Annotated in this window: 24 protein-coding genes and 1 pseudogene; 13 read left to right on the plus strand and 12 right to left on the minus strand. The window is 71.4% G+C overall.

Annotation, left to right across the window (positions count from 1 at the left end):
* Positions 1 to 22 precede the first annotated feature (22 nt).
* A complete protein-coding gene (locus FB157_RS28975) occupies positions 23 to 499 on the plus strand; it encodes a MarR family winged helix-turn-helix transcriptional regulator (RefSeq protein WP_145883615.1) in 477 nt (158 codons plus the stop codon).
* A gap of 60 nt (positions 500 to 559) precedes the next feature.
* Here FB157_RS28975 and FB157_RS28980 read toward each other — a convergent pair whose 3' ends face one another.
* The 3 genes from FB157_RS28980 to FB157_RS28990 all read right to left on the minus strand — a co-directional run bounded on the left by FB157_RS28980 (position 560) and on the right by FB157_RS28990 (position 4,196).
* A complete protein-coding gene (locus FB157_RS28980; protein WP_145883616.1) occupies positions 560 to 1,789 on the minus strand; it encodes an MFS transporter in 1,230 nt (409 codons plus the stop codon).
* Between the two features lie 213 nt (positions 1,790 to 2,002).
* On the minus strand, positions 2,003 to 2,959 hold the full coding sequence (gene meaB / locus FB157_RS28985; protein ID WP_145883617.1) for a methylmalonyl Co-A mutase-associated GTPase MeaB: 957 nt from the start codon (positions 2,957 to 2,959) through the stop codon (positions 2,003 to 2,005).
* A gap of 37 nt (positions 2,960 to 2,996) precedes the next feature.
* A complete protein-coding gene (locus FB157_RS28990; protein WP_145883618.1) occupies positions 2,997 to 4,196 on the minus strand; it encodes an acetyl-CoA C-acetyltransferase in 1,200 nt (399 codons plus the stop codon).
* 149 nt (positions 4,197 to 4,345) lie between these two features.
* Between FB157_RS28990 and mce the strand changes: the two genes are divergently transcribed.
* The 3 genes from mce to FB157_RS29005 all read left to right on the plus strand — a co-directional run bounded on the left by mce (position 4,346) and on the right by FB157_RS29005 (position 9,960).
* Positions 4,346 to 4,786: a methylmalonyl-CoA epimerase gene (mce, locus tag FB157_RS28995; protein WP_145883619.1), complete on the plus strand. Its 441-nt coding sequence runs from the start codon at positions 4,346 to 4,348 to the stop codon at positions 4,784 to 4,786.
* A gap of 206 nt (positions 4,787 to 4,992) precedes the next feature.
* On the plus strand, positions 4,993 to 8,841 hold the full coding sequence (scy, locus tag FB157_RS29000) for a polarized growth protein Scy (protein WP_145883620.1): 3,849 nt from the start codon (positions 4,993 to 4,995) through the stop codon (positions 8,839 to 8,841).
* Positions 8,842 to 9,024: 183 nt separating this feature from the next.
* Positions 9,025 to 9,960: a cellulose-binding protein gene (locus tag FB157_RS29005; RefSeq protein ID WP_145883621.1), complete on the plus strand. Its 936-nt coding sequence runs from the start codon at positions 9,025 to 9,027 to the stop codon at positions 9,958 to 9,960.
* Here the strand turns inward: FB157_RS29005 and FB157_RS29010 are convergent, their stop codons facing one another.
* Positions 9,961 to 10,233: a hypothetical protein gene (locus FB157_RS29010; RefSeq protein ID WP_145883622.1), complete on the minus strand. Its 273-nt coding sequence runs from the start codon at positions 10,231 to 10,233 to the stop codon at positions 9,961 to 9,963.
* A gap of 253 nt (positions 10,234 to 10,486) precedes the next feature.
* On the opposite strand from FB157_RS29010, the gene FB157_RS29015 reads away from it, so the two are divergent.
* The 4 genes from FB157_RS29015 to FB157_RS29030 all read left to right on the plus strand — a co-directional run bounded on the left by FB157_RS29015 (position 10,487) and on the right by FB157_RS29030 (position 14,473).
* On the plus strand, positions 10,487 to 11,440 hold the full coding sequence (locus FB157_RS29015) for an ATP-binding cassette domain-containing protein (protein ID WP_145883623.1): 954 nt from the start codon (positions 10,487 to 10,489) through the stop codon (positions 11,438 to 11,440).
* 5 nt (positions 11,441 to 11,445) lie between these two features.
* Complete coding sequence (locus tag FB157_RS29020; RefSeq protein WP_145883624.1) at positions 11,446 to 12,219, plus strand: ABC transporter permease; 774 nt, start codon at positions 11,446 to 11,448, stop codon at positions 12,217 to 12,219.
* Positions 12,220 to 12,350: 131 nt separating this feature from the next.
* Complete coding sequence (locus tag FB157_RS29025) at positions 12,351 to 13,598, plus strand: ABC transporter ATP-binding protein (protein ID WP_145883625.1); 1,248 nt, start codon at positions 12,351 to 12,353, stop codon at positions 13,596 to 13,598.
* The gene (locus FB157_RS29030; RefSeq protein ID WP_145883626.1) at positions 13,595 to 14,473 is read left to right on the plus strand and encodes an ABC transporter permease; all 879 of its coding nucleotides are present in this window, start codon (positions 13,595 to 13,597) and stop codon (positions 14,471 to 14,473) included. Before FB157_RS29025 ends, FB157_RS29030 begins: the two co-directional genes overlap by 4 nt.
* Before the next feature lies 1 nt (position 14,474).
* On the opposite strand, the gene FB157_RS29035 is transcribed toward FB157_RS29030, so the two are convergent.
* On the minus strand, positions 14,475 to 14,807 hold the full coding sequence (locus FB157_RS29035) for an ATP/GTP-binding protein (RefSeq protein WP_145883627.1): 333 nt from the start codon (positions 14,805 to 14,807) through the stop codon (positions 14,475 to 14,477).
* Between the two features lie 221 nt (positions 14,808 to 15,028).
* On the opposite strand from FB157_RS29035, the gene FB157_RS29040 reads away from it, so the two are divergent.
* The gene (locus FB157_RS29040; RefSeq protein WP_145883628.1) at positions 15,029 to 16,057 is read left to right on the plus strand and encodes an LLM class flavin-dependent oxidoreductase; all 1,029 of its coding nucleotides are present in this window, start codon (positions 15,029 to 15,031) and stop codon (positions 16,055 to 16,057) included.
* A 116-nt stretch (positions 16,058 to 16,173) separates the two neighbouring features.
* Here the strand turns inward: FB157_RS29040 and FB157_RS29045 are convergent, their stop codons facing one another.
* A complete protein-coding gene (locus FB157_RS29045; protein WP_030656147.1) occupies positions 16,174 to 16,566 on the minus strand; it encodes an SCO5389 family protein in 393 nt (130 codons plus the stop codon).
* Positions 16,567 to 16,865: 299 nt separating this feature from the next.
* On the opposite strand from FB157_RS29045, the gene nucS reads away from it, so the two are divergent.
* The gene (nucS, locus tag FB157_RS29050) at positions 16,866 to 17,537 is read left to right on the plus strand and encodes an endonuclease NucS (protein WP_031171882.1); all 672 of its coding nucleotides are present in this window, start codon (positions 16,866 to 16,868) and stop codon (positions 17,535 to 17,537) included.
* A 70-nt stretch (positions 17,538 to 17,607) separates the two neighbouring features.
* Here the strand turns inward: nucS and FB157_RS29055 are convergent, their stop codons facing one another.
* The 5 genes from FB157_RS29055 to FB157_RS29075 form a co-directional block, all read right to left on the minus strand.
* Positions 17,608 to 20,220, minus strand: coding sequence for an ATP-binding protein (locus FB157_RS29055; RefSeq protein WP_145883629.1), 2,613 nt, complete (start codon positions 20,218 to 20,220; stop codon positions 17,608 to 17,610).
* A 288-nt stretch (positions 20,221 to 20,508) separates the two neighbouring features.
* Positions 20,509 to 20,832, minus strand: coding sequence for an STAS domain-containing protein (locus tag FB157_RS29060; RefSeq protein WP_030656141.1), 324 nt, complete (start codon positions 20,830 to 20,832; stop codon positions 20,509 to 20,511).
* A 170-nt stretch (positions 20,833 to 21,002) separates the two neighbouring features.
* Positions 21,003 to 21,851, minus strand: a complete 849-nt coding sequence (locus FB157_RS29065; protein WP_145883630.1) for a 3-hydroxyacyl-CoA dehydrogenase family protein — start codon at positions 21,849 to 21,851, stop codon at positions 21,003 to 21,005.
* Positions 21,852 to 22,372: 521 nt separating this feature from the next.
* Positions 22,373 to 22,696 carry a hypothetical protein gene (locus tag FB157_RS29070; protein WP_145883631.1) on the minus strand — a complete coding sequence of 108 codons (324 nt, stop codon included), beginning with the start codon at positions 22,694 to 22,696 and terminating at the stop codon, positions 22,373 to 22,375.
* Between the two features lie 78 nt (positions 22,697 to 22,774).
* A complete protein-coding gene (locus tag FB157_RS29075; RefSeq protein ID WP_145883632.1) occupies positions 22,775 to 23,416 on the minus strand; it encodes a TetR/AcrR family transcriptional regulator in 642 nt (213 codons plus the stop codon).
* A gap of 79 nt (positions 23,417 to 23,495) precedes the next feature.
* On the opposite strand from FB157_RS29075, the gene FB157_RS29080 reads away from it, so the two are divergent.
* A complete protein-coding gene (locus tag FB157_RS29080; RefSeq protein WP_145883633.1) occupies positions 23,496 to 24,284 on the plus strand; it encodes an ABC transporter ATP-binding protein in 789 nt (262 codons plus the stop codon).
* A gap of 36 nt (positions 24,285 to 24,320) precedes the next feature.
* Positions 24,321 to 25,070 carry an ABC transporter permease gene (locus FB157_RS29085; RefSeq protein ID WP_145883634.1) on the plus strand — a complete coding sequence of 250 codons (750 nt, stop codon included), beginning with the start codon at positions 24,321 to 24,323 and terminating at the stop codon, positions 25,068 to 25,070.
* A gap of 108 nt (positions 25,071 to 25,178) precedes the next feature.
* Here the strand turns inward: FB157_RS29085 and FB157_RS29090 are convergent, their stop codons facing one another.
* Entirely contained in the window at positions 25,179 to 25,562 is a 384-nt protein-coding gene (locus tag FB157_RS29090) for a GrpB family protein (RefSeq protein WP_145883635.1), read from the minus strand.
* Between the two features lie 34 nt (positions 25,563 to 25,596).
* Here FB157_RS29090 and FB157_RS48705 point away from each other — a divergent pair.
* A pseudogene (locus tag FB157_RS48705) lies at positions 25,597 to 26,003 on the plus strand (IS5/IS1182 family transposase); the annotation flags it as partial.
* Positions 26,004 to 26,106: the final 103 nt, after the last annotated feature.

Below are 26,106 nucleotides of genomic sequence, written 5' to 3' on the forward strand. Positions count from 1 at the left end.
ACTTCTTAGGTAGACTTCATTCATGGAGACCGAGACGGCCACGCGCTGGCTGACCGATGCGGAGCAGTGCGCCTGGCGCACCCACCTGGAGGTCAACAGGCTGTTGACGTACCAGCTCGAAAAGGATCTGCAGCCGTTCGGCCTGACTATGAACGACTACGAGATCCTCGTGAACCTGTCCGAGTCGGAGGACGTGCGCATGCGGATGAGCGATCTGGCCTCCGCGACGCTGCAGTCCAAGAGCCGGCTCTCGCACCAGATCACGCGGATGGAGAACGCGAACCTGGTGCGCCGCGAGAACTGCGAGTCCGACCGGCGGGGTCTGTTCGCCGTGCTGACGGACCACGGCATGGAGACGATGAAGAAGGTCGCGCCGCATCACGTGGCGTCGGTGCGGAAGCACTTCATCGATCTGCTGTCGCCGGAGGCGTTGATAGAGCTGGACAAGGGACTGAAGCCGATCGCCGAGCATCTGAGGGGGCAGCGGGGGCGCCCCTGAGGCTCTCCGGGAACCTCAGGGAGCAGCAGCTGGGCGGGGGGTGGGGCGCACGACCCGGCGTCAGCGGCCCACCCGCGCCGCCCGGGGGTCCCCCCAGGCCCTTGAGGCACCGGGGAAGGCACGGCCGCCCGCAGCCACGGCGGCGACCAGGGCGGTCCCGCCCGCCAGAGCGAAGCACAGTGCCAGCGGCATGCGGCCGATCAGTATCCCCGTCACCAGCGCTCCCCCCGAGCTACCCGCGTTCACCCCGGTGTTCACCCATGCCCCGGCCCGGGTCCGGGCGCCCTCCGCCGCGGTCTCGTCGGCGAGGAGATAGGCCGTCGTCAGGGCCGGAGCGATGAACGCGCCCGCGCAGGCCATGGCCGCAGTGAGGGTCCACAGGTCCGGTGCGAGCCCCGCGGCGGCGATCGTCAGACCGAGGCCGGCCGCGAAGCGGCACAGCCTGGCCCGGGCGGGCGTACGCCACCGCACCGCCCCGTTGACCAGCCCGCCCACCGCGCTGCCCGCCGAGAGCGCGCCCAGCACCCAGGGCACCAGGGCGGTGTCGTACGACTGTTCGGCGGCGAAGGCCAGCACGAGCAGTTCGATGCCGCTGAGGGTCAGCCCGACGCCCGTGGCCACGGCGACCGGGGGCAGCAGGCCGCGGACGCCGCCGAGGCCCTTCCCGCGGGGCGCGGGACGCGGTCCGGGCATCGTCGGGGAGGTCACGAACGCGCAGGTGCCGGCGGTGTTCAGCAGCGCGCTCAGCAGGATTCCGGAGGCCGGCGGCGCGAATCCCACCAGCACGCCGACCAGCGCCGGACCGGAGACGAACAGCAGTTCCTCGGCGACGCCGTCGAGGCTGTAGGCGCGCGGCAGCAGGCTCCGGTCGGTGACCAGTTCGGCCCACAGGGCGCGCATGGTGGGGCCCAGTGGGGGTGCGCAGGCGCCGGCGAGGACGGCGGCCGCGGCGATGAGGGGCGCCGGTGCCCCGGGCCGCCAGGTGAGGGCCGCCAGAGCACACAGGAAAGTGCCGTGGAGGGTGGCCATCGGGAGCAGGGCGCGGCGCGGACCGTGCCGGTCGACCAGGGACGCCCGCAGGGGCATCAGGAAGACCGTCGCGCCGCCGAACACGGACATCACGGCACCGGAGACGGCGTAGGACCCGGTGGCGCGGGCGACGGAGAGCAGGACGGCCAGGGAGACCGTGCCGTAGGACAGGCGTGCCACCAGGGCGGCGCCGAAGGTGCGGCGCGCGTGCGGGACACGCAGGACGGCGGCGTACGAGGGCCGCGCCGGGTGCGTGGACAACGCTGGAGTTCCTCTGCGTGAGGCGGAGAAGGGACACCGGAGGGACACGGCAGCCTGTTGTCAGGCCCCGCGATCCGGTGCGCTCTACGCCAAGGAGAGGGACATGCCGGTCAACCTAGCAGCAGCTCGCCCGAGTTGACGACCGAATTGAGCGGGCGAGCGGGCGAGCGGGCGGGTGCACGACCGGGTCGACGTCCTTCGGCCCCCGGTTCGTCAGCCCTCGGTGAGCCCCGTCACCAGTTCGTCCGCCGCGCGGTACGGGTCCAGTTCGCCCGCCACGATGCGTTCCGCGAGGGTGCTCAGGCGGCGGTCGCCGTGGAGGTCGCCGATGCGTTCGCGCAGGGCCGTGACCGCGATGGTCTCCACCTCGCGGGCCGCGCGTGCCCTGCGGCGCTCGTCGAGGACGCCGTGCTCCTCCATCCAGGCGCGGTGCTTCTCCAGGGCCTCGACCACCTCGTCGACGCCCTCGGCGCGGGCCGCGACCGTCTTGACGATGGGCGGGCGCCAGTCGCCGGGACCGCGGGCCTCGCCCAGGCCCAGCATGTGGTTCAGCTCGCGGGCGGTGGCGTCGGCACCGTCCCGGTCCGCCTTGTTGACGACGTAGACGTCGCCGATCTCGAGGATGCCGGCCTTCGCCGCCTGGATGCCGTCACCCATGCCGGGGGCCAGCAGGACCACCGAGGTGTCCGCCTGGGAGGCGATCTCCACCTCCGACTGGCCGACGCCGACCGTCTCGACCAGGATCACGTCGCAGCCCGCCGCGTCCAGGACGCGGATCGCCTGGGGCGCGGCCCAGGCGAGCCCGCCGAGGTGGCCGCGCGTGGCCATGGAGCGGATGTAGACGCCGGGGTCGGAGGCGTGGTCCGACATGCGCACCCGGTCGCCGAGCAGGGCGCCGCCGGAGAACGGGGACGACGGGTCGACGGCCAGGACGCCGACCCGCCTGCCCTGCTTGCGGTACGCCGTGACGAGCGCGGAGGTGGAGGTCGACTTGCCGACACCGGGCGAACCGGTCAGACCGACCACGTAGGCGTTGCCGGTGAGCGGGGCCAGCGCCGCCATGACCTCCCTGAGCTGCGGGGACGCCCCCTCCACCAGGGAGATGAGCCGGGCCACGGCCCGCGGCCGGCCTTCCCTGGCCTGGGCCACCAGAGAGGAGACGTCCTGCATCAAACAGCTCCGTTCACTTCACAGACGTAACTGAAAATCAGGCCTTCGGTACCCGCACGATCAGTGCGTCACCCTGACCGCCGCCACCGCACAGCGCGGCCGCGCCGACGCCGCCGCCCCGGCGCTTGAGCTCCAGCGCCAAGTGGAGCACGACACGGGCGCCGGACATACCGATCGGGTGGCCCAGCGCGATGGCGCCACCGTTGACGTTCACCTTTTCCGTGGAAACGCCGAGGTCCTTCATTGACTGCACGGCGACCGCGGCGAAGGCCTCGTTGATCTCGATGAGGTCCAGGTCGGAGGCCTCCAGGCCCTCCTTCTTCAGGGCGTGCCGGATGGCGTTGGACGGCTGGGACTGCAGCGAGTTGTCCGGTCCGGCCACGTTGCCGTGGGCGCCGATCTCGGCGAGCCACTCCAGGCCCAGCTCCTCGGCCTTGGCCTTGCTCATCACGACCACGGCCGCCGCACCGTCCGAGATCTGGGAGGAGGTGCCGGCGGTGATCGTGCCGTCCTTGGCGAAGGCCGGGCGCAGCTTGGCCAGGGACTCCACGGTGGTGTCGCCGCGGATGCCCTCGTCCTTGCTGAAGACGACCGGCTCGCCCTTGCGCTGCGGGATCTCGACCGGGGTGATCTCGGCCTCGAAGACGCCGTTCTTCTGCGCGGCGGCGGCCCGCTGGTGGGACAGGGCGGCGATCTCGTCCTGCTCGGGGCGCCGGATGCCGAGGCGCGTGTTGTGCTTCTCCGTCGACTCGCCCATGGCGACGCCCTCGAAGGAGTCGGTCAGGCCGTCGTAGGCCATCGCGTCGAGCATCTCCACCGCGCCGTACTTGAAGCCCTCGCGGGACTTCGGCAGCAGGTGGGGGGCGTTGGTCATGGACTCCTGGCCGCCTGCGACCACGATGTCGAACTCGCCCGCGCGGATCAGCTGGTCGGCGAGGGCGATCGCGTCCAGACCGGAGAGACACACCTTGTTGATGGTGAGCGCCGGGACGTTCATCGGGATGCCGGCCTTGACCGCGGCCTGGCGGGCCGGGATCTGCCCCGCCCCGGCCTGGAGCACCTGCCCCATGATCACGTACTGCACCTGGTCGCCGCCGATCCCCGCACGGTCGAGGGCGGCCTTGATCGCGAAGCCGCCGAGGTCGGCTCCGGAGAAGGACTTCAGCGAGCCCAGCAGTCGCCCCATGGGCGTACGGGCGCCCGCGACGATCACCGAGCTGGTCGTTCCAGAAGACATGAGCTGCGATCCCCTTCCAGCTGCAAGAAGCCGAGGAGTGAACGAGGGTTTACTTCGAATGTACTGAGTGGCACTCCGTGCCGTCACCGGCCCGTCGGTGTGATCGCGCGCACGTTGCGTAACCACCTCCGTAGCGCTGCACTGAATCCATGCTGACGCGAATCGACCACATCGGGATCGCCTGTCACGACCTCGACGCCACCGTCGAGTTCTACAAGGCCACCTACGGCTTCGAGGTGTTCCACACCGAGGTCAACGAGGAGCAGGGCGTGCGGGAGGCCATGCTCAAGATCAACGAGACGTCCGACGGCGGCGCCTCCTACCTCCAGCTGCTGGAGCCGACCCGCGAGGACTCCGCGGTCGGCAAGTGGCTGGCGAAGAACGGGGAGGGCGTCCACCACATCGCTTTCGGTACGGCGGATGTGGACGGGGACTCCGAGGAGATCCGCGGCAAGGGCGTACGCGTTCTGTACGACGAGCCACGACGCGGCTCCATGGGGTCGCGGATCACCTTCCTGCACCCCAAGGATTGCCACGGTGTCCTGACAGAACTGGTCACTTCGGCCCCGGTTGAGTCGCCCGAGCACTGACCCTCGTACATAAGGGCCGGTAGGGTTGGGGGCGGTCGTCGCCACAACCGGGACGACCGCAGGCCGGGGTCCGGGTTTCGGGGGACGAGCGTCGGGGCGGCAGCCCGTGCTCCGCCGTTGATCTGACACCATTCCCCGGGGGCCCCGTTCGGCGGATGGACGGTGCTCGTTGGAGAAGCTGACCAGGGGACGGATGGGACCGCGCAGTGCGGGGCTACGAGAGCCAGGAGCGAGAGCCGGCGGCTGACGTCGACCACCTCTCTCGGTTCGAGGCCGAGATGAAGCGGCTGAAGACCGAGCGGGAAAAGGCGATCCAGCACGCCGAGGACCTCGGCTACCAGGTCGAGGTGCTGCGCGCCAAGCTGCACGAGGCGCGGCGCACTCTGATGACCCGGCCCGCCTATGACGGCGGTGACATCGGTTATCAGGCCGAGCAGTTGCTCCGTAATGCCCAGATCCAGGCCGACCAGCTGCGCCAGGACGCCGAGCGGGAGCTGAGCCAGGCCCGGGCGCAGACCCAGCGCATCCTGCAGGAGCACGCCGAGCAGGCCGCCCGGCTCCAGGCCGAGCTGCACCAGGAGGCGGTCACCCGCCGGCAGCAGCTGGACCAGGAGCTGGCCGAGCGCCGGCAGACCGTCGAGTCGCACGTCAACGAGAACGTGGCGTGGGCCGAGCAGCTGCGTGCCCGCAGCGAGTCGCAGGCACGCCGGCTCCTCGACGAGTCACGCGCCGAGGCCGAGCAGGCCTTGACCGCCGCCCGGGCCGAGGCCGAACGGGTGACGAACGAGGCCCGGCAACGGCTGCAGAACGACGCCGAGACGGCACGTGCCGAGGCCGAGCAGATCCTGCGCCGCGCCCGCACGGACGCCGAGCGGCTGCTGAACGCCGCCTCCACGCAGGCGCAGGAGGCCACCGACCACGCCGAGCAGCTGCGCAGCTCCACCGCCAACGAGTCGGACGCCGCCCGCCGGCAGGCCACCGAGCTGAGCCGGGCCGCCGAGGAGCGCATGGCGCAGGCCGAGGAGGCGCTGCGCAAGGCGCAGTCCGAGGCCGAGAAGCTGGTCACGGAGGCCGAGCAGGCCGCCGCCAAGACCCTGTCGAGCGCCGAGGCCGCGGGCGAGGCCCGTACGCGTACGGCCAAGGAGCAGGTCGCCCGGCTGGTCAGCGAGGCCACCAAGGAGGCCGAGACCACCAAGGCGGACGCCGAGCAGCTGGTCGCGGACGCCCGTGCCGAGGCCGAGAAGATCGTCGCGGAGGCCGCCGAGAAGGCCCGCACGATCACCGCCGAGGAGAGCGCGACCCAGCTGTCCAAGGCCGCCAAGACCGCCGAGGACGTCCTCAACAAGGCCTCGGAGGAGGCCAAGAACACCACCAAGGCCGCCGCCGAGGAGGCCGAGCGGATCCGCACGGAGGCCGAGGCCGAGGCGGACCGGCTGCGCGCCGAGGCGCACGACATCGCCGTGCAGCTCAAGGGCGCGGCGAAGGACGACACCAAGGAGTACCGCGCCAAGACGGTCGAGCTGCAGGAGGAGGCGCGCAGGCTGCGCGGCGAGGCCGAGCAGCTGCGCGCCGACGCGGTCGCCGAGGGCGAGTCCATCCGCGCCGAGGCCCGCCGCGAGGCCGTGGTGCAGATCGAGGAGGCGGCGAAGTCCGCCGAGGAGCTGCTGGCCAAGGCCAAGGCGGACGCCGACGAGCTGCGGCAGAAGGCGACCACGGACAGCGAGAAGGTCCGCACCGAGGCCATCGAGCGGGCCACGGCACTGCGCCGGCAGGCCGAGGAGACCCTGGACCGCACCCGCAAGGAGGCCGAGCGGCTCCGCGAGGAGGCCGGTGAGCAGGCCGAGACGGTCAGGTCGGACGCCGAGCAGGCCGCGCGCGAGCTGCGCGAGGAGACCGAGCGCGGGGTCGAGGCCCGCCGCGCCGAGGCCGCCGAGGAACTGAGCCGGCTGCAGACGGAGTCCCAGGAGCGGCTGGCGGCGGCCGAGCAGGCGCTCGTCGACGCCCGCGAGGAGGCTGCCCGGATCCGCCGGGAGGCCGCCGAGGAGACCGAGCGGCTGCGCGCCGAGGCCGCCGAGCGGATCCGTACGCTCCAGCAGCAGGCCGAGGCCGAGGCCGACCGGCTGCGCACGGAGGCCGCGGCCGACGCGTCCGCCTCGCGCGCCGAGGGCGAGGTCATCGCCGTACGCCTGCGTTCGGAGGCCGCCGCCGAGGCCGAGCGGCTCAAGGCTGAGGCCCAGGACACCGCCGACCGGGTCCGTGCGGAGGCCCAGGCCGCCGCCGAGCGGCTCGGCACGGAGGCGTCCGAGACGCTGGCCGCCGCACAGGAGGAGGCCACCCGGCGCCGCCGCGAGGCCGAGGAACTGCTCGGTGCCGCGCGGTCCGAGGCCGACCAGGAGCGCGAGCGGGCCCGCGAGCAGAGCGAGGAGCTGCTGGCCTCGGCGCGCAGGCGCGTGGAGGACGCCCAGACCGAGGCGACCCGGCTGGTCGAGGAGGCCGACCGGCGCGCCACCGAGATGGTGGCCGCCGCCGAGCAGCACGCGCAGCAGGTGCGGGACTCCGTCACCGGGCTGCACGAGCAGGCGCAGGAGGAGATCACCGGGCTGCGCTCGGCCGCCGAGCACGCGGCGGACCGTACCCGCAGGGAGGCCGAGGAGGAGGCGGACCGGGTCCGCGCCGACGCCTATGCCGAGCGGGAGCGGGCGAGCGAGGACGCGTCGCGGGTCCGGCGCGAGGCGAGCGAGGAGGCGGAGGCCGCCAAGGCGCTCGCCGAGCGTACGGTCGCGGAAGCGCTCGCGGAGTCCGAGCGGCTGCGCTCGGACGCGTCCGCGCACGCCCAGCGGGTGCGCACGGAGGCGTCGGACGCGCTCGCCGAGGCCGACCAGGCCGCGGCGCGCACCCGGGCGGACGCCCGCGAGGACGCCAACCGCATCCGCTCGGACGCGGCGACGCAGGCGGACACGCTCATCACCGAGGCGCGCAGCGAGGCGGAGCGGCTCCAGACGGAGACGGTCGCCGAGGCGGACCGGGTGCGTGCCGAGGCCCTCGCGGGCGCCGAGCAGCTGATGGCGGACGCCACCGACGACGCGGAGCGGCTGCGCGCCGAGGCCGCCGAGACGGTCGGCTCGGCCCAGCAGCACGCGGAGCGGCTGCGGGGCGAGGCCGAGCGGCTGCGGGCGGACGCGGAGGCGGAGGCCGAGCGGCTCGTCAACGCGGCGCGCGAGGAGTCCGAGCGGACCCTCGACGAGGCCCGCAAGGACGCCAACAAGCGGCGCTCGGAGGCGGCCGAGCAGGTCGACACGCTCATCACGGAGACCACGGCCGAGGCGGACAAGCTGCTCACCGAGGCCCAGCAGCAGGCGCTGAAGACCACCGCGGACGCGGAGTCGCAGGCCGACGCGATGGTGGGGGCGGCCCGCAGCGAGGCCGACCGGCTGGTCTCCGAGGCGACCGTCGAGGGCAACTCGCTGGTCGAGAAGTCCCGTACCGACGCGGACGAGCTGCTGGTCGGCGCCCGTCGGGACGCGACCGCCATAAGGGAACGCGCACAGGAGCTGCGCGACCGCATCACGACCGAGATCGAGGAGCTGCACGAGCGGGCCCGCCGCGAGGCCGCCGAGACCATGAAGTCCACCGGCGACCGCTGCGACGCGCTGATCAAGGCGGCCGAGGAGCAGCTGGCCAAGGCTCAGGCGAAGGCCAAGGAGCTGGTGTCGGATGCCAACTCCGAGGCGGGCAAGGTCCGGATCGCGGCCGTCAAGAAGGCGGAGGGTCTGCTCAAGGAGGCCGAGCAGAAGAAGGCGTCCTTGATCAAGGAGGCCGAGGAGCTGAAGGGCGAGGCCATCCGCGAGGCCCGGCGCACGGTCGAGGAAGGAAAGCGCGAACTGGAGATTCTGGTGCGCCGGCGCGAGGACATCAACGCCGAGATCTCGCGGGTCCAGGACGTGCTGGAGGCGCTGGAGTCCTTCGAGGCGCCGTCGGCCGGCAAGGACGGCGGAGTCAAGGCGGGCGCCAGCGTGGGCGCCCCCCGATCGGGTGGCAAGCCGTCGGACGGCTAGCCGGCGGCACGGATTCCGGTGCCTTGTGGGGGCTTTGTCCCGGTCTTTGGCAAGCCGTCCCGCGGTCAGCCACTCAAAAGAGGTGTCATTCTCCAGATCAAACACGTATCCGCTCGATGACACACCGCTTCGGCCCCTAGGATTCCCCCTATCACCTCACCGGTCTCTTTCGACAGGAACCCCATGAGCGACACTTCCCCCTACGGCTTCGAGCTTGTGCGGCGTGGGTACGACCGCGCTCAGGTGGACGAACGAATCTCCAAGCTCGTCTCCGACCGTGACAGCGCTCTCGCCCGCATCACCGCTCTGGAAAAGCGCATCGAGGAGCTCCACCTCGAGACGCAGAACGCCCAGGCCCAGGTGACCGACGCCGAGCCGTCGTACGCCGGTCTCGGTGCGCGTGTCGAGAAGATCCTGCGCCTCGCCGAGGAAGAGGCCAAGGATCTGCGCGAGGAGGCCCGGCGCGCGGCCGAGCAGCACCGCGAGCTGGCCGAGTCGGCGGCCCAGCAGGTGCGCAACGACGCAGAATCGTTCGCTGCGGAGCGCAAGGCCAAGGCCGAGGACGAGGGTGTCCGGATCGTCGAGAAGGCCAAGAGTGACGCCGCCCAGCTGCGTTCCGAGGCGCAGAAGGACGCGCAGTCCAAGCGTGAGGAGGCGGACGCCCTCTTCGAGGAGACCCGCGCCAAGGCCGCGCAGGCCGCCGCCGACTTCGAGACGAACCTCGCCAAGCGCCGCGAGCAGTCCGAGCGCGACCTGGCCTCCCGCCAGCAGAAGGCCGAGAAGCGCCTCGCCGAGATCGAGCACCGCGCCGAGCAGCTCCGCCTGGAGGCGGAGAAGCTGCGCACGGACGCCGAGCGCCGCGCCCGCCAGACGGTGGAGACGGCCCAGCGCCAGGCCGAGGACATCGTGGCCGACGCCAACGCCAAGGCCGACCGCATCCGCTCGGAATCCGAGCGCGAGCTCGCGGCCCTCACCAACCGCCGCGACAGCATCAACGCCCAGCTGACGAACGTCCGCGAGATGCTCGCCACGCTGACCGGCGCCGCGGTGGCCGCGGCCGGCTCCCCCGCCGAGGACGAGCCGATCTCCCGGGGCGTTCCGGCGCAGCAGTCCCGCTAGTCACGGGTAGTCGTACGACGCCGTGAGGGGCGGTGGGACCCGGTCCCGCCGCCCCTTCCGCATGCCCTGGCGGAGCCCCAGCAGGGGCGGTCCGTTCGTGCCGTCTCCGTTGACGACGACCCAGGTGTCACCGGCCCGCAGCAGCCGGCCGCCGGTGGCGTACCGGTCCGTGCGCACCGCCGTGCCGTCGTCCTCGCCGGTGCCGCGGCCGTGGGCCGGGACAGGGCGTCGAGTCACCGCCGCGCCCGCCGCCGGGAACGGACGTCCGCCCAAGGACATGGAACTCCACCGCGAGCCCGACCGCGGCCCCCGCCGCCAGGACCGCCGGTCCGGCTCACACCGCGCCCGGCCCGCCGCGCGGTCTGCCGTCCTCAACCACTTCCGCCCCGCCCGTGTTCTGCTTTCCGGCGCTCCCCAGCACCGCCCCCGTCGATCAGGGGAGCTGGAGCACAACCCCGCCGGCCGGGGCCCACGGACTCCCACCGCTCGAGTGGCAGCCGCCCAACACCCGTCTTAGCGTGGCCGCATGATCGAGCTGGCGGGGCTGACCAAGCGGTACGGCGAGAAGCTGGCGGTCGACAGCCTCACCTTCACGGTCAGGCCGGGCATCGTCACCGGGTTTCTCGGGCCCAACGGCGCCGGCAAGTCCACGACCATGCGGATGGTCCTCGGGCTGGACCGGCCCACCGCCGGGGACGTCCGGATCGACGGGCTGCACTACGCCCAGCTGAAGGACCCGCTGACGTACATCGGGGCGCTGCTGGACGCGAAGGCCGTGCACGGCGGGCGCACCGCGTTCAACCATCTGCTGTGTCTCGCGCAGAGCAACGGGATCCCGAGGCGGCGGGTGGACGAGGTGCTCGACGTCGTCGGGCTCACCGCCGTGGCCCGCAAGAAGGCCAAGGCGTTCTCGTACGGGATGGGCCAGCGGCTCGGGATCGCCGCCGCGCTGCTCGGTGATCCGCGGATCCTGATGTTCGACGAGCCCGTCAACGGGCTCGACCCCGAGGGCATCCACTGGATCCGGAACCTGATGAAGTCGCTGGCCGCGCAGGGACGGACCGTGTTCGTCTCGAGTCACCTGATGAGCGAGATGGCGCTGACCGCGGATCATCTGGTGGTCATCGGGCAGGGGCGGCTGCTCGCCGACACCTCCATGACGGACTTCGTCCGGCAGAACGCGCGCAGTTATGTACGTATCCGTTCCCCGCAGCGTGAACGGCTGCTGGACGTGCTGCACGAGGACGGCATCACCGTCGTGGAGGCGGGCGGCGACGCGCTGGAGGTGGCGGGCGGCAAGGCCGAGCGGATCGGGGAGCTGGCCACGCGGTACGGGATCGTGCTGCACGAGCTGAGCCCGCAGCAGGCATCGCTGGAGGAGGCGTTCATGCAGCTGACGGCGGAGTCGGTGGAGTACCACGCGCACGCCGCGCCCGCTCCCGCCCCGCAGGACTGGGGCGCCGGCTGGAAGGGGGCCTGAGGCCCGTGGCAGCCCGTCAGGTCGTCCGTTCGGAATGGACCAAGATCCGGTCCGTCGCCTCCACGGTGTGGACACTGTCGCTCGCCGTGGTGGTCACACTCGCCCTCGGGACGCTCATCTCCGCGCTGTCGAGGAGCCAGTACGAGAACATGCCGCTGCGGGAGCGGCTCTCCTTCGACCCGACGGTCATCAGCTTCGCGGGCATGACCCTCGGCCAGCTCGCCATGATCGTGTTCGGGGTGCTCGTCGTCTCCAACGAGTACAGCACCGGCATGATCCGCGTCTCACTGGCCGCGGTGCCCAGGCGCGGCACCTTCCTGTTCAGCAAGATCTCCGTGGCGGGCGCGCTCGCCCTGGCCGTCGGGATGGTCACCAGCTTCGCCGCCTTCTTCCTCGGGCAGGCGATGCTCGGCGGCCTCGGCACCCGGATCGACGCCCCCGGCGTACTGCGCGCGGTGATCGGCGGCGGGCTCTACATGGCCCTCATCGCGATGTTCTCCATGGGCATCGCCACGATGCTGCGCTCCCCCATGCTGTCGCTCGGCATCCTGATGCCGTTCTTCTTCCTCATCTCCAACATCCTCGGCAACGTCGACGCCACGAAGAAGGTCGGCCGCTTCCTGCCCGACCAGGCCGGCAGCCGGATCATGCAGGTGGTGCCGAGGATCGGCGACGACACGCCCTACGGCCCCTGGGGCGGGCTGGGGATCATGGCGCTGTGGGTGATCGCCGCGGTCGCGGGCGGTTACGTCCTGCTGCGGCACCGGGACGCCCAGTAGGCATCCGGGCCACGTTCCGCATCGCCTCGGCTTTACTTACTCTTGGGCGGAACCGTCAGCGCCCGGATATCCTCCTAACCCTTACGGGGGCGTGTGCCCCGCTGTCCTGAACCTTTCGATGGGTGCGGAGCATGATCGAGGCTGTAGGCCTTACCAAGCGCTACGGCGACAAGACCGCCGTGTACAACCTTTCCTTCCAGGTGCGACCGGGAGCCGTGACCGGCTTCCTCGGACCCAACGGATCGGGCAAGTCGACGACCATGCGGATGATCCTCGGGCTTGACAACCCGACGTCCGGCGCGGTGACCATCGGCGGCTACCCGTACCGCAAGCTGCCCAACGCCCCCCGCCAGGTGGGCGCGCTGCTCGACGCCAAGGCGGTGCACGGCGGCCGGGCCGCCCGCAGCCACCTGCTGAGCCTCGCCCAGCTGTCGGGCATCCCGGCCCGGCGGGTGGACGAGGTGCTCGGGGTCGTCGGCCTGCAGGAGGTGGCGAAGAAACGTTCCAAGGGCTTCTCGCTCGGCATGGGCCAGCGCCTCGGCATCGCCGCCGCGCTGCTCGGCGACCCCCAGGTGCTGCTCTTCGACGAGCCGGTCAACGGCCTCGACCCCGAGGGCATCCTCTGGGTGCGCAACCTGATGAAGGCGCTCGCGGCCGAGGGCCGTACGGTCTTCGTCTCCTCGCACCTGATGAGCGAGATGGCGCTGACCGCCGACCACCTCATCGTGATCGGGCGCGGACAGCTGCTCGCCGACATGAGCGTGACGGACTTCATCTCCGCCAACTCCGCCGACTTCGCGCGGGTGCGCACCCCGGACACCGAGCCCCAGCTGCGCGAGAAGCTGTCCTCCGCGCTCACCGAGGCGGGCGGCCACGTGCTGCCGGAGCAGGACGGCGCGCTGCGCGTGACCGGGCTGCCGCTGCCCCGGATCAGCGATCTGGCGCACGAGGCGGACGTACGGCTGTGGGAGCTCTCGCCGCACCAGGCCTCGCTGGAGGAGGCGTACATGCGGATGACGCAGGGCGCGGTCGACTACCGCTCGACCATCGACCAGAAGACGGGCCTGCAGCAGCCCCTGCCGCCCGGCGCCCAGCCGCCCATGCCGGTTCCCGGCCAGGGCCAGCCGGGCTGGTACGCCCCGCCGCCGCCCCAGCAGGGCGGCGCACAGCCGTTCGCGATGCCGGCGCCCGCCGCGGGGCCGTACGGCGCCGCGCCCGCCGGCGCGCAGGGCGCTCCGGGCGCGGGTGCGCCCAACCCGTACGCGGCCCCGCAGGGGCAGCCCCCGGTGGCCGCTCCCCCGGCCCCGGCCACAGCACCGTCCCAGCCCGCTCCCGCGGCCCCGGCCGCCGACCTGACCAAGTCCGAGGACGCCCGATGAGCACCCACCAGCCCCCGATGCCGCAGGCACCCGCAGCCGCGCCCGAGTGGCAGGCGGCGCCCGGCGGTCCGTACCCCGGTTACAACTCGCCGATCCCGGTCGTGCGCACCCACCTCGGGCATGCGCTGGCGTCCGAGTGGACGAAGATCAAGTCGGTGCGGTCGACGATGTGGACGCTCGGCGTCTTCGTCCTGCTCGTGGTCGGCATCGGCCTGCTGGCCGGTGTCACCGTGTCGAACTCCAGCTCCGACCTGGGCGGCGAGAGCCCGCTCACCCTCGGCTTCTTCGGTCTGCTGATCGGCATCATGTGCATCATCACGCTCGGCGTGCTGACCACGGCCTCCGAGTACGGCACGGGCATGATCCGTACGACGATGACCGCGTGCCCGAGCCGGGGCCGGGTGCTGGCGGCCAAGTCGATCGTGTTCTTCGTGATCGCCTTCGTGGTCACGCTGGCCACCGTGTCGTTCGTGGCGATGGTGCAGGCGTCGATGCTGAAGGGCCACGGCGCGGGCACCCCGTCCAGCGGGGAGTGGCTGAAGGCCACGTTCGGCATCAGCCTCTACATCGCTCTGCTCGGGCTGCTCTCGCTGCTCGTCGGCTCGATCATCCGGCACTCCGCGGGCGCCATCACGATCATGATCGGCACGGTGCTCGCCCCGCTGGTGCTCGCGCTGTTCATGAACGCGGAGTCGCTGCAGAAGGTGCAGAAGGCGCTGCTCGAGTACTCGATCCCGAGCCAGATGGGCGTCTTCTACGACAACACCCTGAGCCAGTCCGGCCCGACGGGCTGGGACCCGCTGTGGATCATCCTGGGCGTGACGGCTGCCGCGTACGCCGGCGCCTACGCGCTGCTGCAGAGCCGGGACGTGTAGCTCAGAACCTCGGCGCGTTACGGGACCGCTGCACCCGGGTGGTGCGGCGGTCCTTCGCGTTCCAGCACGCCTTGTGCCAGTGGCGGCGGTCGTCGACGCCCGAGTGCTCCGGCCAGGCCACCACGTGCGGGACACCGGAGGGGATCATCTGGTCGCAGCCGGGGCAGCGGTAGGTCTTGCCCTCGACGCTCGCCCCGGCGACATGGCGCACGCTCCACTCCTCGCCCTGCCAGCTCTCCGTGGACTGCCAGCCGCCGTACCGGCCGGCACGGTCGTCCTCGGCGCTCAGGCCGGACGACCCGGCTGCCTTCGGTCGGTTGCGACGCGGGGACACGGGACACCTCTCGGGGCTATGCAGGGAGCACGGGCTGCATCCAGCCTACGCGGCCCGGAGGGGGGTACCCGTAGCGCACCAACCCGTACAAGTCCCCCTCCCGGGCGGCTCATTCTGCAGACAATCCGCAAATCTCCCCGCCAGGCCGTGTCCTAGGCACGTGTCAGACGGTTATGCCGGTCGGGGGAGCTCCGGTCGGAGCCAAGGAAGCAGGAAGAGCGATGCACGTAGGAAGTTTTGTGCTGGCGGCCCAGTTCCCGGGCCAGGGGCCGGGGGAGGCCCTCTACCGGGCGGTCCGCTCGGCGGAGGTCTCCGAGGAGGCCGGGCTGGACACGGTGTGGCTGGCCGAGCACCACTTCGTGCCGTACGGCACATGCCCGTCGGCGATCACCCTGGCCGCGCTGCTGCTCGGCCGCACCCAGCGTATCCGGATCGGGACGGCGGTCAGTGTGCTGCCGACCGCACACCCGGTCGCCCTCGGCGAACAGGCGGCCCTGCTGCACATGACGAGCGGCGGCCGGTTCACGCTGGGCGTGGGGCGCGGCGGCCCGTGGGTGGACCTGGAAGTGTTCGGCACGGGCCTGGACGCGTACGAGCACGGGTTCCCGGAATCACTCGATCTGCTGGTTCGCTGGCTGCGCGAACCGTCGGTGTCGGCCTCGGGTAAACGGTTCTCCTTCCGTGAGGTGCCCGTCGTGCCGCGCCCGTCGGAGGCGCTGACGGAGACGCCGGGGCCCGAGGTGGTCGTAGCCTGCACCTCGCCGGCGAGCGTGCGGCTGGCCGCCGAGCGCGGACTGCCGATGCTGCTCGGCATGCACGTCGGGGACGAGGAAAAGGCCGAGATGGTCGCCCTGTGGCGGCAGTTCGCGCGGGCCGCGGGACGGCCCGCCGAGGAGATCGCGGGTGCGGCCCATGTCTCGGCCGGGGTCTGCCAGATCGCGGACCGGCGCACGGACGCGGCGGAGACGCTGCTGAAGGCGATGCCGGGGTGGCTGAAACAGGGCCTCGACGCCCACATCACGGTCGACGGCCGGACGCGTGCGATGCGCGATCCGCTCGCGTACACCGAACTGCTCTGCGGTCTGCACCCGGTGGGTACCCCGCGGCTGGCCGCCGACCGGCTCGCAGCCACTTCGGAGCGGACCGGAATCTCCCGGTTCGCCCTGCTCGTCGAGGGGTCGGGCGACCTCGCCGCGACGGAGGAGAACCTGCGGCGACTGGGCGCCGAGGTGCTGCCCCAGCTGCGCTGACCGGCCGCCGACTCCCTTCCGCCGTAGGGCGCTTGCCGCCCCAGTACGAACGCACCTCCCCGCGGGTGGAGCGGCAAGCAAGCGGCTCACAGAGTCGGGAGCACGGCAGCCGCGTGTCAGCAGTCCCGAAGCTCCGGCGACTGGTTCAGCAACTGGCTGCGCACCGAGGTGAAGCGGGCCAATGTCTCGTCAACCGAGGCGTCCAGAGGGAACACCGCCACCCGGTGGCAGTTCTGGAAGGCCAGCCGCACACCGAAGTGCCGCTGCAGCGCTCCGCGTATGGCGTCACTCGCGAGCGCACGCAGCAGCTGACCGCGTGCCTGCTCGTCCGGCGGGGGCGTCTGGTTGTCGGCGAAGGGACCGCCGTCCACCTTCAGCTGGGCCACCAGGGAGCTGATCATCTCCCACGCGTAGGGCAGGGAGGTCCGGACGCAGTCGACGAAAGCTGCTTCGTCGACCTCGCCTCGCTCGGCCTGTTCGAGTAGGGCCGGTGAGACGTCGAGCGACATGGGTTCTCCTCTCGCACCCCCGACGAGCAGGGGTTGCCTGACAGATAAGGAAGTTCGCGATTTCGAACACGCTCGGTACACAGGTCGCGACCTCCCGTTTACTACGGTAGGCAACGGTCGGTGACCACACCAGCAGAATGCGTATATGGAACGGTCCCTTTGGGCACACAATCGGCCAGGGATGAACACGAGTTTCCCGGATGAATGGGGTGACCCACCGGGTCACGATTGACGCCGGGGGCGGGCGGTGGGGAGGGCGAATCGCGTCCACCCATGGGTGTCGAGTAGCGTTGCCGACCATGCGTCTCGTCATTGCCCGATGCTCGGTCGACTACGCCGGCCGGCTCACCGCCCACCTGCCCTCGGCGCCCCGCCTGATCCTGGTCAAGGCGGACGGCAGCGTCTCCATCCACGCGGACGACCGGGCCTACAAGCCCCTCAACTGGATGTCGCCGCCCTGCACCCTCAAGGAGGGCACGGGCGAGGACGAGGGCGTGTGGACCGTCGTCAACAAGGCGGGCGAGAAACTGATCATCACGATGGAGGAGATCCTCCACGACTCCTCGCACGAGCTCGGTGTGGACCCCGGTCTGATCAAGGACGGCGTGGAAGCGCACCTGCAGGAGCTGCTCGCCGACCGCATCGAGACGCTCGGCGAGGGCTACACCCTCATCCGCCGCGAGTACATGACCGCGATCGGCCCGGTGGACATCCTGTGCCGGGACGCGGACGGGCAGACGGTCGCCGTGGAGATCAAGCGCCGCGGTGAGATCGACGGCGTGGAGCAACTCACCCGCTACCTGGAGCTGTTGAACCGCGACCCGCATCTCGCGCCGGTCCGCGGCGTCTTCGCGGCCCAGGAGATCAAGCCCCAGGCCCGGGTCCTCGCCACGGACCGCGGCATCAACTGCCAGGTCCTGGACTACGACGCGATGCGCGGGATCGAGGACGACAAGCTGCGGCTGTTCTGACCGGCCGGCCGGGTACGAGCAGAAGGGCGGGTCCGGACCGGACCCGCCCTTCTGCCGTGCGTGCAGGACGTCACATCACGACGGCCTGACCGCTGCCCACCGGCGCGCTCGCCGAGTCGCTCGAGGTGGGGGACGACGAGCCGGTCGTCGTGCTCCCGGTCGTGCCGGCGTCGGTGCCGCCCGTGGTCGAACCGCCGGTGGTGCTTCCGCCCGACGTGCCGCCCGTGGTCGAACCGCCGGTGGTGCCTCCCGACGTGCCGCCCGTGGTCCCACCGGTGGAGCCGCCGGTGCTCCCGCCGGTCGTGCCGCCCGTGGAGCCGCCGGTGCTCCCGCCGGTCGAGCCGCCCGTGGAGCCGCCCGTCGTCCCACCCGTCGAGCCGCCGGTCGAGCCGCCCGTGGAGCCACCGGTGCTCCCGCCGGTCGAGCCGCCGCCCGGCGAGCTGGACGAGCCCGACGGCCTGGGCGTCCTGGACGGCGTGCCCGAGGTCTTGCCACCGGTCGGCTTGCCGCTGCCGGAGGGCCGGGTCGTGGCCGAGGCCGACGACGGGTCGTCCGAGGTGCCGGCGGTGTCCGGGTCCGTCGGGGTGTCGGCGGGCGTGCCGGCGCTGCCGGTCGAGCCGCTGTCCTTCTTCGGGTCCGCGCCCAGGCCCCCGTCGTCCAGTCCCTGGGTCGCGGACGGATTGACGCCGACCTGTCCGGCCGGGTTCTTGTCCGCGCTCTCGTGGGACGTCATGCCGAGCGTGACGACCGTGCCGAGGACGGCGGCGAGCAGGGCGCCGGAGCCGGCCGCGACCATGTTGCGCCGGGCCAGACGGCGGATGCCGCCCAGCGACTTGAGGGCCGGGGGCTGGTGCGTGACCAGGGTGTCGTCGGCGGGGGCGTACGTCGGCTGGTAGGGCACCGCCAGCCCGCCGGGAGGCGACGCCGACTCCTCGTGCCGGGCGTCCGGTATCTCCTCGCCCGCCATCGACCCGGGCACATCGCCCGCGAGGTCGGCGACCAGGGCAAGGGCCCGGCGTCCGGCCACGGTGCCCCGCTTGTCGGCGAGTGCCGCGCGCAGGCCGCTCGAGGACTCCAGCTCGGCGCGGGCCCGGTCGAGCTGTCCGCCGCAGAGCGCGAGTATGCCCAACTCGTGGTGGAACCAGGCCTGTTCGGAGACCTCGGCGGAGAGCCGGGAGGCCTCGGCACCGGACCGCAGCGCCCGTTCCCAGGCGCTCCAGTGCAGCCCGGCGGCGAAGGCGGGCGCGGCCGTGCGGGCGAGCCGTACCGCGACGCTCTCCTCGCCCTCGACCGGTGGCACGGTGTCCGGCACCACGACCGCGAGCGCGGCGAGGACCGCGTCGGCCTCGGCGGACACCCGCTCGGGCGTGACCGAGGGGTGCCCGGCCCACCAGGCGTAGTGCTCGGCTGCGGTCAGGGCCTGGGCAGCCGCGTCGGCGGCGTACCCGGCGGCCTCGAGCTGGGCGGGCACCCCGGCCGCGAGGCGGTAGCGGGAGCCGACCGGAGAGACCAGTCCGCAGCTCGCGAGTTCACCGAGCGCGGCGTCCGCGTGGGTGTCGCCGACCAGCGCGGGCAGATGTGCCTGGTGCGGCACCTCGCCGCCGAGGGCGACGGCGAAGCGCAGGGTGGCGCGGGCGGAGGCGCTGAGCCGGGAGGCGAGCAGCGGCGCGGGCGCGGCGGCCTCGCCGAGGGACGGCAGCGGGACGTCCTCCGCCTCCGCCGCGTCCAGGGGTTCCTCGACCGGAATGCGTACGTCCTCGAAGACGCCGTACGCGTCCACCGCGCCGGTGCTGGCGCGCACTTGCTCGCGCTGCCGGAGCAGGGCGCCGGCCTGGACGAACCGCAGCGGCAGCCCCTCGGACTCGAACCACAGGTCGCCGGCCCAGTTGGCCTCGTCCTCGGTGAGGACCCGGCCCACGGCGCGCTCCAGGAGCTCCACGCCGGCCGCGCGGTCCAGGCCGGTGAGGAAGACCTCCTCGACGTCGGAGTCGGCGGCGGGCGCGGGGACGTCCGGGGTGGCGGCGAGCAGGAAGGCGCACTCGGGGGTGGCGGCGAGCAGTTCGTCCAGGGCGGCGCCGCCGAGTTCGAGGTCGTCCACGACCACGACCGCGCCGATCTCGGCGACCAGTTCGAGCAACCGGCCTCGTTCGGGCCGGTACAGGGGGGCGTCGTAGACGGCGTGGAAGAGGTCGTGCAGGAGGTCGGTGGCCGTGCGGCGGAAGCCGGTGAGGTGGACCACGCCGTCGGGGGCGAGGTCCAGGCAGTCCTCGGCGACCAGGTCGAGCAGCGCGGTGCGGCCGGAGCCGGCGGGGCCGGTGAGGCGCGCGGACCGGCCGCGGGCGAGGAGGCGGACCAGGCGCTCGCGGTCGTCCTGGCGCTCGAGGAGGGCGAGCGTGGGCTGCGCCGGACCCGCCGGCACCGGCGGGCGGGCGGCGCGCTCGGTCTCGGCGCGCTCGGCGGCGGTCCGCTTGCGCGGGGACCCCGGCCGCTGGTGCGGCGGGCAGGGTTCTATCTCGCTGCCGTCGACCGGATTGACGGTCAGCAGGAAGTCGCCGGAGACCAGCTGCGCCGTGCGGGCGAGCGCGGGCGTGCTCTGGCCGAAGTCGGAGGTGAGGGATTCCCGGGGCGGGCGGCGGCTCTGAGCCTGGCCGTGCTCCCCGGGTCCCGGAGTGATCGGGTCCATAGGTTCAAGCCCCCCAAGAGCGTCGTGTGCCCGGACGTACCGGCCCCTCCCGGCCTTGCTGCACACCGCGCTGTCGCGTCTGGTCCGGGCCCGCTCGATCGAGGGATGCGAGGCAGCGGGCGACCGAACCCTAAACCTTCGCACAGTATCTACGACAGGGCGGGGTGCCGCGCGGTCCGAAGCATCACAGTCCGGTGAGGATTGCCCTCGACGTGCGCTTCGGCAGCTGCGTCCGGGTCTCCCCTGTCGCCCGGTTCACACCCGATCGGGGTGTTCACCCGGGACGCGTCACACGCGGGGGAGCGACTCCACCCCGATGCCGCCCTCGATGGCGAGGATGCGGTGCAGCCGGGTGGCCACCAGGAGGCGCTGCATCTGCGGCGGGACACCGCGCAGCACCAGACGGCGCCCGCAGCGGCCGGCCCGCCGGTGGGCACCCATGATCACCCCGAGTCCGGTGGCGTCCCAGGAGTCCAGTTCGGACAGGTCGAGCACCAGGTCGCCGACTCCGGTGTCGACGGCCGAGTGCAGGGCCGTACGGGCGTCCGCCGCGCTGCGGACGTCGAGGCGGCCCCCGACGACCAGCTCGGCGTGGTCGCCCCTGATGTACATATGCGCTCCCCGTTGAGTGCGGTGTGGCGTACTCCGTGACGGTGCTGGTGCTGGTGCTGTGCAACGTCTGACTGCCTGGACGGCAGAGCGGTTGCTGCTTGTAAGCGAACCGATACCGAATTCACCCCCGGGAGTGAAGCTCCCGGGGTGTGCGTCCGGTCGTGTACGGATCAGTACTTGTAGAAGCCCTGCCCGCTCTTGCGCCCGATGTCACCGGCGTCCACCATCCGGCGCATCAGCTCCGGCGCGGCGAACTTCTCGTCCTGGGACTCGGTGTAGATGTTGCTGGTGGCGTGCAGCAGGATGTCGACGCCGGTCAGGTCCGCGGTGGCCAGCGGGCCCATGGCGTGGCCGAAGCCCAGCTTGCAGGCGAGGTCGATGTCCTCGGCGGTCGCGACGCCGGACTCGTAGAGCTTGGTCGCCTCGACGACGAGCGCGGAGATGAGCCGGGTGGTCACGAACCCGGCGACATCGCGGTTGACGACGATGCAGGTCTTGCCGACGGACTCGGCGAACTCCCGCGCGGTGGCGAGGGTTTCGTCGCTGGTCTTGTAGCCGCGGACGAGCTCGACGAGCTGCATCATCGGCACCGGCGAGAAGAAGTGCACACCGACGACCCGCTCGGGGTGCTCGGTGGCCGCCGCGATCTTGGTGATCGGGATGGCGGAGGTGTTGGAGGCGAGCACGGTCTCCGGGCGCACGATCTTGTCGAGCGCGCGGAAGATCTCGTGCTTGACCTCCAGTTTCTCGAAGACGGCCTCCACGACGATGTCGGCGTCGGCGGCGGCGTCCAGGTCGGTGGTGGCGGTGATGCGGGCGAGGGCGGCCTCGGCGTCGTGCGCCGCCAGCTTGCCCTTGCCCACGAACTTGTCGTACGAGGCCTTGATGCCGTCGGTGCCACGCTTGATTGCCTCGTCGGTGACGTCGCGCAGAACGACGTCCCAGCCCGCCTGTGCGGCGACCTGGGCGATGCCGGATCCCATGAGACCGGCCCCGATGACGGCGAGCTTCCGTGCCACTCCGACTCCCTCAACGCTGTTGACGTCTGGCTCTTCGGCGGACCATAGCGCTCCGGAGCCGCTGTGTGAGCGGTAAGTAACGCGCGTCACGTCTCAACGCGTGAGACGCCCATCACGTCTCAATTGACGGACTTGGCGATACTCCCGCCGACCGAGGCCGGAGGGATTAAGACCTCGCGGTCGCAGTGCTAATTCCTTGCGGGTTCACACTGGTTGGCGCTTCACAGACCGGCCTGCGCCGAGGTCTCCACGCCCTGTGACCCGCGATTGTCCGGATGGGAGTGCCACCCTTTGTCGAGGATGGCACGGTTCAAGCCGAGACTTCCTGCCGAGCAGCACGACCTACCTCCCTCCGCCGAAGACTGCCCACCTTCCATCGGGGTAACGATGCCTCACACCCTGAGGACACGGGTGCGACAACAGAACTGATACGCGAGAGTGGCGTGGTGTTTTCCGCACACTGTTTCCCGTTCGGAGCCAGGCAGGGGTTCGCCATGCGCGAGGACCTTGTGGGTGGACCGTCACGGGGCGAGCGCGGGGAGTGCCGGCTCGGGGGAGGTTCTGATTTCGTCGTAGCGCGCGAGGAGTGCGTAGTAGGTGTCACGCCTGATGCCCTCGGCGCGGTGGGTGCCCTCAGCCCGGTGGGCGTCCCGGGCGAGGGCGAAGTACTTCGCGGCCTTCGCGCCGCTGCCCGCAGCCATCGCGACGCGCCACCACACCTCGCGGTCGAGCCAGTGCCCCGCCTGCTGTTCGGCCGCCGCCGCGAGATCGGCGATCGAACGCGGGGTCTCCTTCTTCGCACGCCCCCTGGCCGTGTCGCTCCGCTCCAGAAGCTTGCCCCCCACCAGAGGGAAGCGCGGCGAGGCAGGTCTTCGGGCCTGCAGGATGTGAACCGCGACCTCTTGACCCCAATGACATCCGGCTCAGGAGGCGCCCCGGACGGCGTAGTTGAGGACCTTTTCGCTCAGCAGGTCCTCGATGTCGTCGAGGAGAACGAGCACCTCTCGTGACACTTCGCGCGGTTCGCCCCCCTTGACCATCTCGCGCGAGATGACCGCCATGACCGTACTGTGCACCCAGCCGATCTGACCTGCCATCAGAGTGGGCAGTTCGTCGCCGTCGGCGGCGCCGGTCTCCTCGCGCAGCGCCTGTTCCAGGTTGGCCTGGACCTCCTGGGCGATGGCCCACAGCCGGGAGCGCAGCGCGGGGGCCTCCTCGATGACCCGCATGAAGCTCGCGTACCCGGGGATCAGACCGACCCGGGGCGAGACCGCCTCGACCTCCTCGCGCAGCTCGCGCAGGACCGCGCCGATCGCGGACTCGCCGGCGGGGCGGCCCCGCACCCAGCGGGCGAGCCGGTCGGCCATGCCCGCGGAGCGGTCGAAGAAGAGGTCCTCCTTCGCGGGGAAGTAGTTGTAGACGGTGTTGACGGAGACGTTCGCGGCCTCGGCGATCTCCGCGACCGTCACGGCGTCGAAGCCCCGCTCCAGGAACAGCCCCGTGGCGACATCCGAGATGTACTGCCTGGTCTGCCGCTTCTTCCGCTCCCTGAGTCCCTCGGTCATGTCCGCATCCTAGCTTTGCTGGACCCATTGAAAACTTGGGGTCATTGCAAAATTTCAGAGACTCTGTTTTTCTGAGGGCATGGCAGCAGTCATCAGCGCGGCCGGACTGGCCCGCACCTTCCAGACGAGATCCGGCCCGGTGGAGGCCGTGCGATGCGTCGACCTCACCGTCCGCGAGGGCGAGATCCTCGGCTTCCTCGGCCCCAACGGCGCCGGCAAGACGACCACCCTGCGCATGCTCACCACGCTGCTGAAACCCGGCGGCGGCGCGGCCACCGTCGCCGGGTGCGACCTGGCGACCGATGCGGCCGGAGTGCGCCGGGCCTCCGGCTACGTCGCCCAGTCCGGCGGGGTGGACCCGCAGATCACCGTCCGGGAGGAGCTGGTCACCCAGGCCCGGATGTACCGCCTGCCGAAGGCCGAGGCAGTCGAACGCGCCGCGGAACTCGCCCGGGAACTGGGCCTCACCGAACTGCTCGACCGGAAGACGGGTGCCCTGTCCGGCGGGCAGCGGCGGCGCCTCGACATCGCGATGGCGCTCACCCACCGGCCGAAGGTGCTGTTCCTGGACGAGCCGACGACCGGACTGGACCCGGGCAGCCGGGCCGACCTGTGGGACCTGGTCCGCCGGCTGCGCGACGAGCACGGCACCACGGTCTTCCTGACCACCCACTACCTGGACGAGGCCGACGCGCTCGCCGACCGGCTGGTGGTCGTCGACCGGGGCGTCGTCGTGGCCGACGGCACGCCGAGCGCGCTCAAGCTCGCCCACGGCGGCTCGATCGACGCCACCCTCCAGGACACCTTCCTCGCTATCACCGGCCGCGGCCCTGCTCCGACGGCCGACACCGCCCCCGTCGCCGTATAGGACCGTTCACGTCGGATCGCTCACGGAATCAGAGAGATGCTTCTTCACGACACCGGCCTCGTCTACGGCCGTTACCTCCGCCAGTCCCTGCGCTCCCGCTTCGCGCTGCTCTTCGGCGTGCTGACCCCGCTCCTCTATCTCCTGTTCTTCGGCCCGCTCCTCACCGACCTGCCGCTCGGCGGGAAGGGCAGTTCCTGGCAGGTGCTGGTGCCCGGGCTGCTGCTCCAACTCGGGCTTTTCGGGGCGCTGTTCGCGGGCTTCACGATCATCATGGAGAACGCCCAGGGGGTGGTGGAGCGGATGCGGGTGACGCCGGTCAGCCGGCTCGCCCTGCTCCTGGGCCGGGTGCTGCGCGACGCCACGGTCTTCGTCTTCCAGGCGGTGCTGCTGGTGCTCGCCGCGGTGGTGATGGGCCTGCGCGCACCCCTGCCGGGCATCCTCATCGGCTTCGGCTTCGTCGCCCTGCTCACGCTCTCGCTGGCCTCGCTGTCGTACGCGCTGGGCATGCGGGTCCGCACCCCGCAGGAGTTCGGTCCGCTGATCAACGCGCTGTCGATGCCGTCGATGCTGCTGTCCGGCCTGATGCTCCCGATGACCCTCGCGCCCGCCTGGCTGGACGTGCTCTCGCACTTCGTCCCGTTCCGCTACCTGGTGGACGCGGTGCGCGACGCGTACGTCGGTCAGTACACGAGCGCGCACATGCTGTACGGCGTCCTCGTCGCGGTCGGCTTCGCGGGGCTCGCCGTGACAGTGGGCACACGTGTGTTCCGGACGGCCGGAGCGTAAGCACGGGTTCTCCCATAACTGCGACGAACTCGGCTCCAGCTGTGATCCGGAGGCGAGGTTCAGGCGTCACTGGGAGCGGGGATCCAGCCGGTGTGCTGGGCCCAGGCGTCAGCCCGTCTGACGATGTCCCATACGACCTAGCTGTCGCACGTGCAGGTGTGTGCGGTGCTGACCGTGAGGTTCCCGGAAGTACCGCTTGGTCCGTTCCGGATTGTCCGCCCGGTATACGAAGCCGATGCCCGTCAGCGAGCCCAGGTACGCGTCCGTCAACTCCAGCGATACCACTGAGATCTGGATGTCGATCACCGGTTTGGCCGCCAGTCCTGGCACCGAGGTGGACCCGATGTGGTCGATACGAGCTACAGCATCACCGAGAGCAGCACGTAGGCCCACGCCCCACTTGGCGAACGTCGCTGGCCAAGCAGAGTCGTAAGGCACGATCTCGACTGGCTCTCCCACAATGAGGAGTGTTCCACGGTTCGCCTCAGCCATGTCCTGGGGCCCTGGAGTTGGATGATCTTGTGCTGTGGCTGGTGTGATCACGGCATCGGGCCCCTTCTCGCATAGTTCCGTTCACCCGGCTGAGCCGGCGCTCCTTCGGCAAGTTCTTCACGGACCGGCCATGTGTCAATTGACCTCGCTGTTCGGGGTGTCGAAGTCCTCGGCGGACCGGATCGTCGATCACCTCCCCCGCTGCTCGCGCTGCGGCCACGCCGACGGTTCCGCAAGGACACCGTGCTCACCGTCGTCAACCAACCACCAAGTTGTCGTCGATGCCGACATCCTCTGTTCATGGTGGTCGGACGGTAGCTGCCAGGTGACAGCAACGACTGCCGGGCCTGGAGCAGGTCCGGTGTGGAGGACGCCGTCGACGCCACGACCGCCATTGCCGACGACGGCTCCCGGCGGAACGGGCTGGTCATCCCGCACCGGATAAGCGAGCTGGACGGTCCTCGACCGACCATGCCCACATCAGATCGGAGATCAGTTACGAGACAGGTCTAGCGGTGAGCCCCTCATCCATTTTCGTGTGTTG

This window comes from Streptomyces sp. BK340, from assembly GCF_007827595.1.
Classification (GTDB): domain Bacteria; phylum Actinomycetota; class Actinomycetes; order Streptomycetales; family Streptomycetaceae; genus Streptomyces.

Bases quoted from the DNA above. Each gene is read 5' to 3' on its own strand.
- FB157_RS28975 (WP_145883615.1), top strand. From the start codon at position 23: ATGGAGACCGAGACGGCCACGCGCTGGCTGACCGATGCGGAGCAGTGC.
- meaB (WP_145883617.1), bottom strand. From the start codon at position 2,959: ATGCAGGACGTCTCCTCTCTGGTGGCCCAGGCCAGGGAAGGCCGGCCG.
- FB157_RS28990 (WP_145883618.1), bottom strand. From the start codon at position 4,196: ATGTCTTCTGGAACGACCAGCTCGGTGATCGTCGCGGGCGCCCGTACG.
- mce (WP_145883619.1), top strand. From the start codon at position 4,346: ATGCTGACGCGAATCGACCACATCGGGATCGCCTGTCACGACCTCGAC.
- FB157_RS29005 (WP_145883621.1), top strand. From the start codon at position 9,025: ATGAGCGACACTTCCCCCTACGGCTTCGAGCTTGTGCGGCGTGGGTAC.
- FB157_RS29015 (WP_145883623.1), top strand. From the start codon at position 10,487: ATGATCGAGCTGGCGGGGCTGACCAAGCGGTACGGCGAGAAGCTGGCG.
- FB157_RS29025 (WP_145883625.1), top strand. From the start codon at position 12,351: ATGATCGAGGCTGTAGGCCTTACCAAGCGCTACGGCGACAAGACCGCC.
- FB157_RS29030 (WP_145883626.1), top strand. From the start codon at position 13,595: ATGAGCACCCACCAGCCCCCGATGCCGCAGGCACCCGCAGCCGCGCCC.
- FB157_RS29040 (WP_145883628.1), top strand. From the start codon at position 15,029: ATGCACGTAGGAAGTTTTGTGCTGGCGGCCCAGTTCCCGGGCCAGGGG.
- FB157_RS29045 (WP_030656147.1), bottom strand. From the start codon at position 16,566: ATGTCGCTCGACGTCTCACCGGCCCTACTCGAACAGGCCGAGCGAGGC.
- nucS (WP_031171882.1), top strand. From the start codon at position 16,866: ATGCGTCTCGTCATTGCCCGATGCTCGGTCGACTACGCCGGCCGGCTC.
- FB157_RS29055 (WP_145883629.1), bottom strand. From the start codon at position 20,220: ATGGACCCGATCACTCCGGGACCCGGGGAGCACGGCCAGGCTCAGAGC.
- FB157_RS29060 (WP_030656141.1), bottom strand. From the start codon at position 20,832: ATGTACATCAGGGGCGACCACGCCGAGCTGGTCGTCGGGGGCCGCCTC.
- FB157_RS29075 (WP_145883632.1), bottom strand. From the start codon at position 23,416: ATGACCGAGGGACTCAGGGAGCGGAAGAAGCGGCAGACCAGGCAGTAC.
- FB157_RS29080 (WP_145883633.1), top strand. From the start codon at position 23,496: ATGGCAGCAGTCATCAGCGCGGCCGGACTGGCCCGCACCTTCCAGACG.
- FB157_RS29085 (WP_145883634.1), top strand. From the start codon at position 24,321: ATGCTTCTTCACGACACCGGCCTCGTCTACGGCCGTTACCTCCGCCAG.
- FB157_RS29090 (WP_145883635.1), bottom strand. From the start codon at position 25,562: ATGGCTGAGGCGAACCGTGGAACACTCCTCATTGTGGGAGAGCCAGTC.